Genomic DNA, 14837 nt, shown 5'->3' on the forward strand with positions numbered 1-14837 from the left:
CTGAGCCGCTCAGGCCAAAGTCGCAGGTGCCGGGAAACCGTTGCGCCCTGGAAACTCGGGTGCCAAGCTGCGCGCATTGGGCATCTTGACCCACAGGCGCAGCATCTTGCGGTTGAGTTCGTGCACGCCGTGGTCTTCAAATTCATTGCGCGAGTGCAGCACGGCGTAGTTGTTGGCAAACTGCAAATCACCGGGCTCCAGCATCATGCTCAATCGGAAATCTTCGCGGTGCATGATTTCGTCAAACAAGTCGAGCGCTTCGATTTCGACCTTGGACAGCGGCAGGTTGCGGATTTCGTGACCCAACTCGATGTACTGGCGCAGGTAGCGGCAGCTAAGCTTACCTTGGTGGTGGCTGAAGATGGGCGACAAGCTGGGCAGGTCTTCACACAGGTGCGAGAAATACCAAGTGCGGTAGTACAGACCCAGGTACTCGGGGTGCTTTTGCAAAATCTCGTTGTAAATCGCCGCCACGCTCACCAGCGAACTCAAACCGCCGTGCTTGGCCTTGCGGATGCACAACAGCCCCACAACGTCTGAGGGGTCTGAGTGGTAAGGCAAGTACAGGTTGGTCTCGTAAACACGGGTGGTTTTTTTCGTCACATCGCCCACGTTCATCACCAGGCCCAACAGGTCACCCTTGGGGTTTTGCCGAACAGGCACACCCATGTGCAGGCCAATGCCGTAGTAGATGATTTGAATCTCTTCTTCGCTGTAGCGCTCAACTGGCAAACCCCGCAGCACCAAAAATCCGCGACCGTTTTCCAGCTCGTCGCTATGGGCTTTCAGGGCCTGCGCCCAGTCACCAATGGGAAAGTCCTCGCGACCAAAATTCGGAAACGTCAGCCCTTTGGCCTTGACATGGGCCAGCGCGGCGTCAAGGGTCGCCAACACCTCAGGGCTCAAAACATGCACCCAAGTGGTGTCGTTGACCAAGTCGGCGCCCTTCCATACCGCTGGCCCGGTGATGGCTTGTTTCATGATCAGGCTCATGGCGATTCCTTGAACGTGGACACAGCCACCAATGTGTTTTAACGGCCCAATTGAACCAAGGCGGCTTGCAAACCCGCCAAACCACCCACGCGCTGGTCGTTGATGAAGATCTGGGGCATTTGGCGCACCGACGGGCCACATTTTTCGTAAAACGCCATGCGTTCGGCTTCGCCGTCGATTTTGATTTCTTCAAAGGCCAATGACTTGGACTTGAGCACCATTTTGGCGGATTCGCACTGCGGGCAGGCGGACTTGGAGTAGACGACGATTTTGAGTTCCATGGCTTGGATTCTAGCCATGGCCATGCCCGCAACAGGCATCAAGCCAAGTGGGGCAGCACCACCCATTGCCCACCGAGCGCGTGGATGCGGATGCGCTGGTCAAACACGGCCTCGATGGCGGCGTGCGTGGCTGTATCGCTGCCTGCGCCGTGGTGCACGACTTGACCTTCGCACATGACCACGATGTCATCGGCGTGCAGCGCCATGCCGATTTCGTGCAGCACGCTGACCACCGTCGTGCCTTGCGCCAAGAGGCAGTGCACCTGCTCCAGCCAGTCCACTTGGTGTGGCGGGTCCAGGTTGGCCAAGGGTTCGTCCATCAGCATGGTGGGCGCATTGCCCGCCATGGCGCGGGCCAGCAGCACGCGTTGGCGCTCACCGCCCGACAACTCGCCCAGCGTGCGCTCGCGCCAGTCCCAAGCCTGCGTGGCCCGGAGTGCGGCTTCCACCATTTGGGCGTCTTGCGCCGAAGGGGTGCCCAGCCAGCTTTGGTGAGGCAAACGGCCAAGCATGGCCACGTCCCACACGCGCAGGTCCAGCGTGCTGGCTTCACCCTGCCCCAGCCAGGACAGTTGCAGCGCTCTTTGATGGCGCGTGAGCGAGGCCAGCGGCTGGCCCTGCCACAGCACTTGCCCGCTGTGCGGCAGCAAACCCGCCAGCGCCTTGAGCAAACTCGATTTGCCCGCGCCGTTGGGGCCCACCACGCAGGTCCATCGGCCCGCCGTGATCTGCAGGTCAATGCTTTTGAGGACCTGGCGGCCACCCAACTCGGCGCTCAGTTGCCGGGTTTGCAGGGCGGCGTTCATGAGCGCGCTCCCGTGCCGGCATCGCGGTAGACGCGCCAGAGCAAATAGACCCCACCCAGCACCGCCGTGAGCACGCCCACAGGCAGCTCTTGCGGCGCCAACAGCACACGGGCCACCACATCGGCCAGTACCAGCAAGGCCCCGCCCATCAAGGCCGACAAAAACAAGCGCCAGGCGTGCGTGCAGCGCACCAGCGAACGCACCAAATGCGGCGCTGCCAAGCCGACAAAAGCCACCAGTCCAATGTGCGCCACCGCAGCGCCCGTGGCCAAAGAAATCACACCCACCAGCACCATGCGGGCCAGTGGCAAAGGCACTCCCAGGCTTTGCGCAGTGGCTTCACCCAAACTCAGCGCATCCAGCACACGGGCAAAGACCCAGGCCAAGGCCATGCACAAGGCCAGCACCGCCGCCATCGTGGCGCAGGCGATCCAGCTGACAAACGCGGTCGAGCCCAGCATGAAGCCCTGCATGGCCTGCAAGACTTGGGGCTGCATCAGCGAGATCAAGGACGTGAGCGCCCCCAACACCACACCCACCACCACGCCCGCCAACAACAGGCGCAGCGTTTGCTGCACACCACGGGCCAACAACAAGGTCAGCACCACAGCCAACACCGCACCCACAAAGGCCGCGCCCGTCAGGCCCAAGCCCAACCAGCTGTTCATGACCCACGAACTGCCGCCCCACAAACTCAAATACACCCCGACCCCCAGCGACGCGCCCGAGGCACTGCCCAGCAAGTACGGATCGGCCAGGGGGTTGCGAAACAGGCCTTGCGCCACTGCACCGGCCAGCCCCAATAAGGCTCCGCCCAACCAAGCGCCCAGGCTGCGCGGCAAACGGATGTCCCACACGATCTGGCGCGACACGGCATCGGTCTGCGCCGACCACCAGGCCTGCCAGCCCTGACTGCCAGCGGCCGTGCCAAGTACGACCACGGCCAGACCCACGGCCAAGAGCAGCAGTGCCCAACGTGGTGCTTGGGTGTGGGTGTTCACCGCTGCACTCCGGTGTCGGCTTGGGCCGCTGCGCGGTTCAAACAATCGGCCATCAGCTGTGCGCCTTCGGCCATGCGCGGGCCAGCTCTGACCAGCATGTCGGATTCATCCTGCTTGAACACACACAGTCGCTGGTCTTGCATGGCCCGCAAGCGGCCCCAGCCAGGGCGCTGCAGCATGCTGGCGCGGCTGCTGTCGCCGACCATGATCACGTCGGGCCGAGCCTGTACCACCCACTCCGGGTTGACCTGTGGAAACGGCCCCATCGATGCAGGCAAGATGTTCGCCACGCCCATGCGCGTAAGCGTCTCGCCCAAGAAAGATGACGCACTTGCGCCATAGGGCGCGGGGCTCACTTCAAAGTAAACCCGCTGCTGCCGGGCGGCGGGGCTGAGCGATTGCACCGCCGTTTGCACACCGGCCTGAATGCTTTGCCAGACCCGGTCGCTGTCGGCGCAGGGCACATGCAGCGCCAGCGCCACAGTGCGCCACACACGCTGCGCGTCAGCGTGGTTGCGTGGCTCAAGACGCAGCACATTCAGACCCAGCGCCTGCAAGCGGTCAGCGCCCCGGGTGGAGCCCGCAGCCAGCACCAGGTCGGGCTTGAGCGCGACGATGCTCTCGATGTTCGGGTCCAGCCCCCCGCCCACACGCGGCACAGCTTTGACCGACTCGGGCCAATTGGAATACCGGTCAAGTCCCACCAATTTGTGGCACTGCTTCAGGGCGCAGACGGTTTCGGTCAGCGACGGCAGCAAGCTCACGATGCGTTGCGGGGCTTGAGCGATCTGCACTTTTTGCTGGCGGTCATCGAGCACAGTGACGGCTTGTGCGGACTGGAAAAATACGCTTGAAAAGAAACAGACCAACACCGCCAACACCCCAGATGCCGTCATGCCCGAGCTGGCGGGCATCCAAACCCGTGCTTGGCCAGCGACGGGCAAGGCTGAACACCATCGCTCAACCATGCAGCGCTTCCCACTGGCTGAAGATGCGGTGCATCTGCGTCACGCCATCGGTGAGCGCGGCAGGACCGGGCTGCAAAATGTCGGCCGATTTGATTTCAAAAATCTGCCCGGTGCGCACAGCAGGCACGTCTTGCCAACCGGGCCTGGCCGCGACTTTTTCGGGGCGAAACTTCTTGCCGCACAAAGAGCCGATGATGATGTCAGGCGCACGGTCGACAATGGTTTGGCCACTGGCAATGATGCGGTCACGCCCCATGGATTGAAGTGCCAACTCAGGAAAAATATCGTCCCCTCCCGCAATGCCCATCAATTCAGACACCCAGCGGATGGTGCTCATGTGGGGTTCGTCCCATTCCTCAAAATACACACGAGGTCGGCGCTTGAAACCAGCCGCCTTTTGGGCGATGGCATCGAGCTCAGCGCGGATGCGCGACAACTGGGCCAAGCCCTGCTCGGCCTGCCCCACCATCGCGGCCACTTGGTAGAGCACCGAAAAAATCTCATCCACACTGCGCTGGTTGAAAACTGTGACCTGTACACCGGCCTTGATCAGCAAAGAAGCGATGTCGGCCTGCAAGTCTGAAAAACCAAAAACACAATCGGGCTTGAGCGCCAAAATTTTGTCGATCTTCGCGCTCAAAAATGCACTGACCTTGGGCTTTTCCTCGCGGGCCCGGCGCGGGCGCACCGTGTAGCCCGAGATGCCCACGATGCGCTGCTCCTGCCCCAACAGGTACAGCCACTCCGTTGTCTCTTCGGTGAGACAGACGATGCGTTGGGGTGTAAGTGCAGCGGGATTCATCACTTTGGACTGTATTGCAAGGTGGCAAACAAACCACGACCGGGGGTGTTGTAGCCATAAGCCAGTTGATACTGCTTGTCGAAGGCGTTTTCCAAGCGCAAGCGGGCCGTCCAGTTGTCGTCGATCTTGCGGCTGGCGTAGAACGACCACAGACTGTACCCAGCCAAAGTGCGCAAGCTATCGGGGCGTTCACCTGAAGCATACAGTCTGGCGCCTGCTTCATAGAGACCCAAAGAACGAGAGATGTCAAGCGAACCATAGTTCTTGGCCCTGCGTTCCATCGACTTTTGGGTCACTTCATTCATAGGATCCTGGCTAACAACAGAAGCTTTGATGGTGTAACCACGCCAGTTTGAGCGCAAGGTGGCCTCCAAACCACGGTTGCTCACACGACCCACAGACTCATAGGTGTAATCCCAGCCTTGCAACCGTTTGTAAACAATCGCATCTTTTGTGTTGGTATCAAAGTAAACGACGCGGGCCAGCAAGTTATCGATCGCGTAGCTTGTGCCGATCTCTGAACTTTGGTGGGTTTCAGGCCTGAGTTGCGGGTTCTTGGAAACTTCGGATGCGGTCGGAGCCCTGAAACCATTGGACACCGTTCCCGTCACAGACCACGCGGGCGTGATGGCATAACTCAAACCCAAGAGGCCTGTGTCTGCATCAGATCGATTGCTGCTGTTTGGCATACCCGGCTCACGGTTTTCAACCCTCACGTCGTCATGGCGCACATTCATCTGAATGGTGAGTGCGCCCAACTTCTGAGTTACTCCAGCAAAAATTCCAGTGGCGTCTCGCTTCATGTCGTAGGCGTTGCCTTGGTCAACTTTGAAGTTGTCCCTCGTAACATCCGCACCAAAAGTCACTGCCGTATCGGTTCCCGCTTGCCATGTGTTGAACCAACGTCCCAGATTTTGGCGGCCTTCAAAAAGCCCATAAGAACTCAAGCGCTTGCCGTTTTCGATGTCTTCATAGGTCAGAGATGAAGTCGACACGTCCAGTTGACTAACCCAATCCGAGGTGAATGCTTGACGCCAGAAGACCCCCAGGGTGTTGTTGCGTTTTTTGAATTCTTGAATATCCAGCGGCGAACTGGCCCATGCATTGTCGGTTTCTGCTGTTGATCGGTCACCCAGCCATCGAACACCAACTGTGGCGTCTGGGCTTAGCATTTTTTCAACACGCGCAGACATGAATTCACCACTGTAGCCATCACGGTCTGGATTAGCTGTGGGCTGTTGTTGGGTATTGATCGCCGAAAAGCCGTCGGTTTTTTTGATACCTGCTTGCACATTGAAGCGGTAGTCTTCAGACTTGCCGCCGTAACCGACAGAGGCATCTACGCTGTTGCGCGAGCCGTAAGACACAGAGCCGTACGCAGCTGGAGTACCTTTGCCATGGCGGGTTGTGATGCTGATCACACCCCCGATGGCCGCATCGCCATACAAAGCACTGGCATTACCACGCAGCAACTCAATACGTTCAATTTGGGATAAAGGCACGTCCAGCACTTGCAATGACCCAAGTGAGTCCACCTGGGAGCGAACGCCATCGATCAGGACAACAGCATTGATGCTGTTTTGACCACGCAAGAAGAAAGATGTGGTCGTGCCAGGGCCACCATTGCGGCCAAATTCAAAGCCGGCTTCGCCTTGCAATAAATCGGCCAAGGTAGGGGACTGCGATTTCTCGATTTCCTGACGTGTGATCACAGACACAGAAGTCAGCGCCTGCGACAAAGGTTGTTCAATACGAGCGCCAGTGATGACAACCGGATTGATTTCAATGGTTTGGGCTTGAACGGAAACGCTGACAGCCAAGGACAAAATGGAAAGGGCGTGCACAGCAGGGCGTGCACGAAAGGTACGATTTTTCATTCAAAACTAACAAGTCAAACGCCCTCACCGCCTTCCCCGACAGTGCATGGGCTTCACAACCTGCCTTGCGACAGGTCACCTTGTTGGCCGGTATCCGGGCTGACAGAGCGACCTTCATCACCTTCCCAGCCGCCTGTTTCAGGGCGCCCAGTGGTTTGAGATGAAAGCGGAGTCTTCATGCGAATGAAGACCCGTCTGCTTACCGTTGCGGGGGCAGCGCAGGTTAGGTGGGCCGAGATGGCTTGTCCCTCCTGCTTCCCGTTGAACTGCGCGCCGTGAACCGGCAGCGCGAGCACCAACAACTTTCATTATAGGTGCAAAGCTGTCTACAAACCTACAAAATCGGTAGACACGTTGCATCAGACCCTACAATGGAGGTCTTCCTTTTTCTTGTTTGCCATGGCCTATTCCGACACCATCGATCAAATCGCCGAGCGTGTGGATCACTTGCTGCTGCGCCACGAAGAGCTCCAACGCACCAACGCTTTACTGACCCAACAAGTGCAAGCGCTGAGTCTGGAGCGTGACCAGCTCAAGTCGCGCCTGGCCGCAGCCCGAGCCCGTGTGGACGCCCTCATTGAGCGGCTGCCCACATCGGCCACCACAGCTGCCCCCGCATCGCCTGAGGCTTCCGCATGAGCAACCGACAAATCGACGTCCAGATCATGGGCCAAAGCTACATTTTGGGCTGCCCCGACGGCGGCGAAGAGCGTTTGCTGGGTGCAGTGCGCAAGGTGGATGAAGCCATGTGCAAGATCCGCGACGCGGGCAAGATCAAGGCGCGTGACCGCATTGCCGTGCTGGCCGCTTTGAACTTGGCCTTCGAACAAGTCGAGGCACCCCAAGCCGCCGATCAAGGTAACGCCAACACCCCAGCGGCTGACGTGACGCCCGATGCGCAAGCCCGGCTGACGCAATTGCTGCAGCGCCTGGACCGGGTCATTGAGCAAGACGGCCAGTTGCTTTGAAAATCCGGGCTGTAGTGCTGCGGCCTGTTGTTCAGGTGACTGCCCACCCTGCGCTTTAGCCTCTACAATGGCTTTGTCTGCAGTGCATGCCGGGCTTTATATTTCCTTGAACCAATGCTCTTAGAGCCCGGGCTTGGTACATTGGCTGGTGAGCGTGATCATCTCGCGTCAGATGAACCCAACGCCAGTCTGCCCTCGCCCACCTGAACCCCGGTTCAGGATGCCGGTCCGGTGGCACTTGCAGACACCTTCTTTTTACCTCCCCATTCCCCCACATGATCATCGAACCTCTGCTGTTGGCCGAATTGGCTGTACTTGGCCTGTGCACGGGCTTTTTGGCGGGCCTCTTGGGCATTGGCGGCGGCATGATCATGGTGCCGTTTTTGACTTACATGTTGGGCGCTCGTGGCGTCAGCCCGGATTTGGCCGTCAAGATGGCGATTGCCACCTCCATGGCCACCATCATTTTCACCAGCGTCTCGAGCGTGCGCGCCCACCACAAGAAAAAAGCCGTGCGCTGGGATTTGGTCAAGGGCTTGGCTCCGGGCATCGTGATTGGCAGCCTGATCGGCAGCTTGGGCATTTTTGCATTTGCCAAAGGCACTTACCTGGCGTTGTTCTTTGCGCTGTTTGTGGGCTTTTCGGCCACCCAAATGTTCCTGGACAAAAAGCCTGCGCCCTCGCGCCAGGTCCCCGGCTTTCAGGGTTTGCTCGGCGCGGGCGGCCTGATCGGCTTGCTCTCGGGTTTGGTCGGGGCTGGCGGCGGTTTCATCAGCGTGCCTTTCATGGCTTGGTGCAACGTGGCCATCCACAACGCCGTAGCCACCAGCGCAGCCCTGGGCTTTCCCATCGCGCTGGCCAACGTGACCGGTTACATCGTGAGCGGTCAGAACGTGCAAAACCTGCCGGCCTACAGTTTTGGCTACTTGTGGTTGCCCGCTTTGGTGGTGATCGCTGTGTGCAGCATTTTCATGGCGCCCGTGGGCGCTGGCGTTGCACACAAGCTGCCTGTCAAACAACTCAAGCGCGTGTTTGCCAGTGTGCTTTACCTGCTGGCCGGGTACATGCTCTACAAGGGTCTGTTCGCCTGATCGATCTGCTGCTGATGCTCAAGGCCGGGACCCCGGCCTTTTCAGCGCAGCACAATGCTGCCCGAAACGTTCACCACCACACGTGACTTGCCTGCCAGCGTGGGCGTTGGTGAAGGTGCTGAGTCCATCGAGGCCATCGACAAGCGCGGCATGACGCTGGCCTCCCCGGCCTCTTGCGCGTTCACGCGAACTTCCCTGAGCGTGTAAGCTGCAAAGCCGAACTGCTGCGTCAGCGCCTGTGCTTTGCTCTGAAAACCCGCCACCGCTTGTGCCTGAATGCGCATTTCGGCTGCGCTTTTTTGCTCTGGGCTCAGCTGCCATCCGATCTGGGCCACCGTGAGGTCTTGCAAACGTGCGGCGAGGCTCGCGATCTGAACGGCATCACGTCCTTGCAGGAGCAGTTGCGCGGAACCAGACCAGCCATTGATCTTGCCCTCGCGGCCATAACGCGGCGAGACATTCATCTCTCCTGTGCTCACCTCCACGGCACCCGGCTTGGCCAGGGGCGTGGCCACCGCCAAGGCGGCGGACAACACGGCATTGAGCTGCTTTTGAACCGCCGGGGCTTGCATGCCCTCTTTTTGAACCGCCAAGCTCATCACCAGCCAGTCTTGCGCCACCTCCGTGTGCGCCGAAGCACTCAAATGCAGCACCTGATGGGGTGCAGCCTGGGCTGTTGGCTGCCATGTCGGGGACGGACTTTGTGCTTGAACTAAGCACCAAGGCTGGCCCAAGGACATCATGCAGGCCAAGGCCAATGCGGGTGTGGATTTCATGGTCATCGGGGTCCTTTCCATCATCCAAGTCAAATCGACTGGCCGATTGTGAAGGCCGCCAGGGTCTTGCCTGCTGACCCAGCGCAGCGTTTTGGTGTCAGGGTGTAACGCACCAGGGCGCCTGGTCATGCACCAGACCCATCCACAAAGCCCAGGCCGACACAGACGCCAGTGCCAAGCCTGCCACGCGCATGCCCCAGGCCCCATCGCCCAAGGTCTGCATGCGCAAAAACAGCCAAGGCCCGGCCCACAGGCTGATGCTGCTGCCCAGCGCAAACAAGGCCATGGTGGCAGCGCCTTCCAAGGGCTGGCTGGTCAAAGCGGCCACCATCAAGGCCGAATACAACAAGCCGCAGGGCATGAAGGCCCACAGCCCCCCCACCATCCAGGGCGCGGCACGCCCCCAGCGGTTGTTGAAAGCCCGCACACGCGCCCACAAGCGGCGAGCGGCGGCATCGAGCCACACGGGCTGGCGTGCCTGCAGCATGAGCAGCAAGCCCAAGACCAGGGCGGTGAGGTGCAACAATGTCCAGACCGGACGAATGGCCGCCGACTGCGTGGTCAACCAGCCCAAGCCCTGCACGCTGGCCGCAGCCACCGCGCCCAAAAGTGCATAGCCGCCCAAGCGCCCCAGCTGAAAGGCCATCAAGGCCTGCGCCCGCCGCTCACCCGCAGCTTGGCCCAGGCCCGCACAGGCAGCGCCGCACATGGCCACACAATGTGGCCCGCCCAGTACCCCCATCATCAAGGCCGTGATGGCCAAAGAACTTTGCATGGCTTATTTGCTTGAATGTTGAGAGGTGCATTGTCGGTGATGCAGACCGCCTCGATGCACTTCAACCCCCACCCTCGGCGCATCAGATGATTTTGGAAAACCGCGTGCGGTTGCGGTCGGCCTGCACAAAACGGTCGAACACCATGGCCACGCCGCGCACAAAGAACCAGCCCATGGCCGTGACCTGAATGCCGGTCTCGCTCAACTGCACCAGGCCTTGTGCTTGCATGTCTTCGAGCTGGCGCAACTCTGGGGCAAACAGGGTCTTGAAGTCGACCAGCCAAGCCAGGTTGATGGCCTCGTATTGCAAATGCCCCTGGCACATGAGCGCCATGATGACCGAGCGGCGGATCAGATCGTCACGCGTGAGCGCCAGGCCCCGCACCACCGGGAAATGACCTTGATCGAGCAGATCGGCATATTCTTCCAAGGTCTTGGCGTTTTGGCTGTAGGTCGCGCCGATGCGGCCGATCGAGGACACACCCAGCGCAATCAGGTCGCAATCGGCCTGGGTGCTGTAGCCTTGAAAATTGCGGTGCAAACGCCCTTGGCGTTTGGCCACGGCCAAGGCATCACCCGGTAAAGCAAAGTGGTCCATGCCGATGTATACATAGCCCGCTTCTGTCAGAGCATCGAGCGAGCGTGAGAGCATGGCCACTTTGGCTCCGCCAGCAGGAAGCTCTTGCGCATGAATGCGTCGCTGCGGCTTGAAGCGTTCGGGCAGGTGCGCGTAGGCGTACAAGGCGATGCGGTCAGGGCGCAGACTTTTCACCTGCTCGAGAGTGCGGTCAAAAGACTCGGGCGTTTGCAAAGGCAGTCCGTAAATCAGGTCGACATTGACCGACTCAAAACCCAATCGGCGCGACGCCTCAACCAAAGCAAACACCTGCTCTGCGGGCTGGATGCGGTGCACAGCCTTTTGCACCGCAGGGTCAAAGTCCTGCACGCCAAAACTCAGGCGATTGAAACCCAGCTCGGCCAGCACGGCCAGCCGGCTCTCGTTCACGGTGCGCGGGTCCACCTCGACAGAGTATTCACCGCCCGGGACGAATTCAAAGTGCTCGCGCAACATGGCCATGAGTTGCCGCAGCTCCTCGTCGCTCATGAAGGTGGGCGTGCCCCCGCCCAAGTGCAACTGGCTGACCGCTTGGCCCCGCCCCAGGTGTCGGGTGTGCAGCTCAACCTCTTTGCTGAGGTATTTCAAATAAACTGCAGCCCGCTCTTTGTGCTTGGTGATGATTTTGTTGCAGGCACAGTAGTAGCACAGCGACTCGCAAAACGGGATGTGCACGTAAAGCGACAGCGGTGGTTGTTTGCCCACTGTGCCCGATTGGCGCTGCACCAGCGCTTGCACATAATCGGCTTCGCCAAAGGCTTCAACAAAACGGTCGGCGGTGGGGTAGGAGGTGTAGCGTGGGCCGGGCACATCAAAGCGTGTCAGCAATTGCGGTGTGATAACGGACATGTGTCTGCCCCTTCATTCGAATGTGTACAGAAGAAGGCATCACTTTGCCCACATGCATCGGCCCATGCATTGACTCAGGTCAAACCCTTTACCGGTTTTCCGGGATTTTTGGCGTGGACAGGGTATACCCGCAAATAAAGCCGTTTTTTCCGTTTAAGCTCAAGTCTTGATCCAAGGCAAATCCATTGCTCAACCAAGAGATAAACCATGAATCCCCAAGCTATCAAAGTCGCCTGCTCCAATTGCAACTTGCGCGAGTTGTGCATGCCCATGGGCCTGAGCGAACATGACCTCAACCGCCTCGACGATTTGGTGGCTGTGCGCCGCCGGATCAAGCGGGGCGACACGCTGTTCACCAACGGCGAAAAGTTCACGTCGCTCTACGCCATCCGCACCGGCTTTTTCAAGACCTGTCTGGCCACCGAAGACGGGCGTGACCAGGTCACGGGCTTTCAGATGGCGGGCGAAATCATTGGCTTGGACGGTATCGTGAACGACCAGCACAGCTGCGACGCGGTGGCACTCGAAGACGCAGAAGTCTGTGTCATGCCTTTTGATCGGATCGAAGAAATTTCGCGCGAGGTGACCGCGCTGCAAAGCCATGTCCACAAAATCATGAGCCGCGAGATCGTGCGCGAGCATGGCGTGATGCTGCTCTTGGGCAGCATGCGGGCCGAAGAGCGCCTGGCGGCATTTTTGCTGAATCTGGTGCAACGTTTGCACGCCCGTGGTTTTTCACAGTCGGAGCTGGTGCTGCGCATGACGCGCGAAGAAATCGGCAGCTATTTGGGCCTGAAACTCGAAACCGTGAGCCGCACTTTTTCCAAGTTTGTGGAAGACGGCACAGTGGAAGTCAAGCAGCGCCATGTGCGCATTCTGGACACCGAAGGTCTGCAGCGGCTGGTCAACAACACCGCGCATTGCCACTGATTTTTCAGCTTGAGAACTGAACAGTACTGTTCGGTGCTTTCAGCGGTTCACATCCGTCGAGGACATGCCCAGCAACAGCGTCAAGGCGCTTGAGACCATGGTCAAAGCCCAGAAGGCAAAAAAGGCCAGCGTGTAAATCGCTTGTCGGGACAGCTCAAAGCCATGTCCGAACCAATGCAGGTCTTGAGGATCGACAAAAGCGAAGACCAACATTTCCAATAGGCCCGCCACCAAAAATGCCGGCCAGGCTATCCACATCCAGCGTTGACTAAGCATCGTGTATTCCTTTGGCGTCAGGGTTTGCTGGGCTGATCAACAGGCGCTTGCAGCGCAGCAGGCAACTCGCCCGTGGCCGCATGGTTGCGCCCTTGCATGGCGGGCACATGGGAGATGCCTTGGCGCTCTTGCAAGGCGGTGCGCGGCGTGACTTGGAGCACCGGATCAGGGTTGGTCGCGGCAATGTAGAAAGTGATGAAACCGGCCACCACCACCACGGCAGGGCCACCCACAACCATCCATACCAAACCAAAACGCCACCAGGGCTGACCCTCTTTGCTCACATTCAGAACCTTGTTCATGGCAATCTTTCAAAATGGGGTCACTCAGCGAGGGACCAGAAACACGGTTTTCTCGCTCAGCTGACCGACGGATTGGCCATCGGCCGAGCGCGACTCGATGCGGAAATGGATCGGGTGAGAACCCGCAGGCGCCGAGTCATACGGCACTTGCAAGCGCACGGACACCCAACGCGACTCGGTGGCACCCACGTCCACCGAAGGCTCGGTGGCCAAACTCAGGCCCGGCAGACCGTCAACTTGCAACTGGAAGCTCAAGGTCTGCTCAGCCGCATTCATGATTTGCAAGCGGTAGACGTTTTCAATTTTGCCACCCGCCACAATGCGGGCCATGGTGGCACGGTCGCGCACGATGTCGACCTTGAACGGATCTCGGGTCCACAAGGACAGCCCCACACCGATGATGATGGTCCACAACACTGCTGTGTACACCAAGACTCGGGGACGGAAAATGCGGCGCACGGTTTGCGCCCAACTCCAGCCCTTGTCCATGGCGTTTTGCGTCGAAAACTTGATCAGGCCGCGTTCGTAACCGACCTTGTCCATCACGTTGTCGCACACGTCTACGCAAGCGCCGCAGCCAATGCATTCGTACTGCAAACCTTTGCGGATGTCGATGCCCGTGGGGCAGACCTGCACACACAAGGTGCAGTCCACACAAGCGCCCAAGCCCAGCGCTTTGGGGTCTGCTTTTTTGGAACGAGCGCCACGAGGCTCACCACGCGCCTCGTCGTAGGTGACGATCAAGGTATCCTTGTCGAACATGGCGCTTTGAAAACGCGCATAGGGACACATGTATTTGCACACCTGCTCGCGCATGAAGCCTGCGTTGCCATAGGTGGCAAAGCTGTAGAACAAAATCCAGAAAATTTCCCACGGACCGAAACCAAGCGACAAGATCGACACTGTCAACTCACGGATCGGTGTGAAGTAACCCACAAAACTGAAACCAGTCCAGAGTGAGAAAACGATCCAAGCCAGTTGTTTACCTGTTTTGCGCCAAACCTTGTTCAGGCTCATGGGTGCGTCGTCCAGGCGCATGCGGGCCGATCGGTCACCCTCAAACTGGCGTTCAATCCAGATGAATATTTCGGTGTAAACCGTTTGCGGGCAGGCAAAGCCACACCACAAACGGCCCGCCACGGCGGTGAACAGAAACAGCGACAGCGCTGAGATGACCAGCAAAGCCGTCAAGTAAATGAAGTCCTGCGGATAAAGCACCAAGCCGAAGATATAGAACCTGCGAGCCCCCAGGTCGAACAGCACCGCCTGACGCTGCCCCCACTCCAGCCAAGGCAAGCCGTAGAAGACCAACTGCGTAATCACCACCATGAGCCAACGCCATTTGGCAAACACGCCTTGAACGCTTCGGGGGTAGATTTTTTGATGTGCTTGGTACAGCGACACCATTTCCACATCGCCCTCAGCGGGCACGGGGGTGATCGGGATCACGCTGCGGGAGGGACGATCTTCAGGGGTGGACAAAACGCAGACCTTGGTTCAAATCCTGCAGCAGGGACAGCCTGCCG

At 59.1% G+C, this 14837-nt stretch carries 17 protein-coding genes and 1 riboswitch; of the genes, 4 read left to right on the forward strand and 13 right to left on the reverse strand.

From position 1 onward, the window contains the following. Nucleotides 1-9: 9 nt before the first annotated feature. Genes B9Z50_RS09250 through B9Z50_RS09280 form a run of 7 tightly spaced genes read right to left on the reverse strand, consistent with a single transcriptional unit; the run spans nucleotide 10 to nucleotide 6728 of the window. Nucleotides 10-993, reverse strand: a complete 984-nt coding sequence (locus B9Z50_RS09250) for a TauD/TfdA family dioxygenase (RefSeq protein ID WP_108363479.1) — start codon at nucleotides 991-993, stop codon at nucleotides 10-12. Nucleotides 994-1031: 38 nt separating this feature from the next. After that, nucleotides 1032-1274 carry a glutaredoxin domain-containing protein gene (locus B9Z50_RS09255; RefSeq protein ID WP_089961140.1) on the reverse strand — a complete coding sequence of 81 codons (243 nt, stop codon included), beginning with the start codon at nucleotides 1272-1274 and terminating at the stop codon, nucleotides 1032-1034. A 38-nt stretch (nucleotides 1275-1312) separates the two neighbouring features. Then, nucleotides 1313-2080, reverse strand: a complete 768-nt coding sequence (locus B9Z50_RS09260) for an ABC transporter ATP-binding protein (protein ID WP_108363481.1) — start codon at nucleotides 2078-2080, stop codon at nucleotides 1313-1315. Further along, nucleotides 2077-3081 (reverse strand): iron ABC transporter permease, encoded by a 1005-nt coding sequence (locus B9Z50_RS09265; RefSeq protein ID WP_108363483.1) that lies wholly within the window; start codon nucleotides 3079-3081, stop codon nucleotides 2077-2079. Before B9Z50_RS09265 ends, B9Z50_RS09260 begins: the two co-directional genes overlap by 4 nt. Further along, entirely contained in the window at nucleotides 3078-4049 is a 972-nt protein-coding gene (locus B9Z50_RS09270) for an ABC transporter substrate-binding protein (protein ID WP_108363485.1), read from the reverse strand. Before B9Z50_RS09270 ends, B9Z50_RS09265 begins: the two co-directional genes overlap by 4 nt. Next, nucleotides 4042-4851 carry an ABC transporter substrate-binding protein gene (locus B9Z50_RS09275; protein WP_108363487.1) on the reverse strand — a complete coding sequence of 270 codons (810 nt, stop codon included), beginning with the start codon at nucleotides 4849-4851 and terminating at the stop codon, nucleotides 4042-4044. Before B9Z50_RS09275 ends, B9Z50_RS09270 begins: the two co-directional genes overlap by 8 nt. Then, complete coding sequence (locus B9Z50_RS09280; protein WP_108363489.1) at nucleotides 4851-6728, reverse strand: TonB-dependent receptor domain-containing protein; 1878 nt, start codon at nucleotides 6726-6728, stop codon at nucleotides 4851-4853. The genes B9Z50_RS09275 and B9Z50_RS09280 overlap by 1 nt, the downstream gene beginning before the upstream one ends. Before the next feature lie 67 nt (nucleotides 6729-6795). Continuing rightward, nucleotides 6796-7043: riboswitch (cobalamin riboswitch) on the reverse strand. 84 nt (nucleotides 7044-7127) lie between these two features. On the opposite strand from B9Z50_RS09280, the gene B9Z50_RS09285 reads away from it, so the two are divergent. From B9Z50_RS09285 to B9Z50_RS09295, 3 genes are all read left to right on the forward strand, one after another. Further along, nucleotides 7128-7367, forward strand: coding sequence for a DUF904 domain-containing protein (locus B9Z50_RS09285; protein WP_108363741.1), 240 nt, complete (start codon nucleotides 7128-7130; stop codon nucleotides 7365-7367). Next, nucleotides 7364-7696 carry a cell division protein ZapA gene (locus B9Z50_RS09290; protein WP_108363491.1) on the forward strand — a complete coding sequence of 111 codons (333 nt, stop codon included), beginning with the start codon at nucleotides 7364-7366 and terminating at the stop codon, nucleotides 7694-7696. The genes B9Z50_RS09285 and B9Z50_RS09290 overlap by 4 nt, the downstream gene beginning before the upstream one ends. Nucleotides 7697-7971: 275 nt before the next feature. Beyond that, nucleotides 7972-8787 carry a sulfite exporter TauE/SafE family protein gene (locus B9Z50_RS09295; protein ID WP_108363493.1) on the forward strand — a complete coding sequence of 272 codons (816 nt, stop codon included), beginning with the start codon at nucleotides 7972-7974 and terminating at the stop codon, nucleotides 8785-8787. A gap of 41 nt (nucleotides 8788-8828) precedes the next feature. Here B9Z50_RS09295 and B9Z50_RS09300 read toward each other — a convergent pair whose 3' ends face one another. From B9Z50_RS09300 to hemN, 3 genes are all read right to left on the reverse strand, one after another. Beyond that, complete coding sequence (locus B9Z50_RS09300) at nucleotides 8829-9569, reverse strand: SIMPL domain-containing protein (RefSeq protein ID WP_233249817.1); 741 nt, start codon at nucleotides 9567-9569, stop codon at nucleotides 8829-8831. 91 nt (nucleotides 9570-9660) lie between these two features. After that, nucleotides 9661-10338: a sulfite exporter TauE/SafE family protein gene (locus B9Z50_RS09305; protein ID WP_108363497.1), complete on the reverse strand. Its 678-nt coding sequence runs from the start codon at nucleotides 10336-10338 to the stop codon at nucleotides 9661-9663. An 82-nt stretch (nucleotides 10339-10420) separates the two neighbouring features. Beyond that, the gene (gene hemN, locus B9Z50_RS09310; RefSeq protein ID WP_108363499.1) at nucleotides 10421-11803 is read right to left on the reverse strand and encodes an oxygen-independent coproporphyrinogen III oxidase; all 1383 of its coding nucleotides are present in this window, start codon (nucleotides 11801-11803) and stop codon (nucleotides 10421-10423) included. 207 nt (nucleotides 11804-12010) lie between these two features. Between hemN and fnr the strand changes: the two genes are divergently transcribed. Then, nucleotides 12011-12733 carry a fumarate/nitrate reduction transcriptional regulator Fnr gene (gene fnr, locus B9Z50_RS09315; protein ID WP_108363501.1) on the forward strand — a complete coding sequence of 241 codons (723 nt, stop codon included), beginning with the start codon at nucleotides 12011-12013 and terminating at the stop codon, nucleotides 12731-12733. A gap of 39 nt (nucleotides 12734-12772) precedes the next feature. On the opposite strand, the gene B9Z50_RS09320 is transcribed toward fnr, so the two are convergent. From B9Z50_RS09320 to ccoG, 3 genes are read right to left on the reverse strand one after another with little or no spacing between them, the layout of a single operon-like run. Continuing rightward, nucleotides 12773-13009, reverse strand: coding sequence for a hypothetical protein (locus B9Z50_RS09320; RefSeq protein ID WP_108363503.1), 237 nt, complete (start codon nucleotides 13007-13009; stop codon nucleotides 12773-12775). A gap of 17 nt (nucleotides 13010-13026) precedes the next feature. After that, a complete protein-coding gene (locus B9Z50_RS09325; protein ID WP_108363505.1) occupies nucleotides 13027-13311 on the reverse strand; it encodes a nitrogen fixation protein FixH in 285 nt (94 codons plus the stop codon). Nucleotides 13312-13335: 24 nt separating this feature from the next. Continuing rightward, the gene (gene ccoG / locus B9Z50_RS09330) at nucleotides 13336-14793 is read right to left on the reverse strand and encodes a cytochrome c oxidase accessory protein CcoG (RefSeq protein ID WP_370463064.1); all 1458 of its coding nucleotides are present in this window, start codon (nucleotides 14791-14793) and stop codon (nucleotides 13336-13338) included. Nucleotides 14794-14837: the final 44 nt, after the last annotated feature.

It is taken from the genome of Limnohabitans sp. Bal53 (genome assembly GCF_003063355.1).
In the GTDB taxonomy this organism is placed as follows: Bacteria; Pseudomonadota; Gammaproteobacteria; order Burkholderiales; family Burkholderiaceae_C; genus Limnohabitans_A.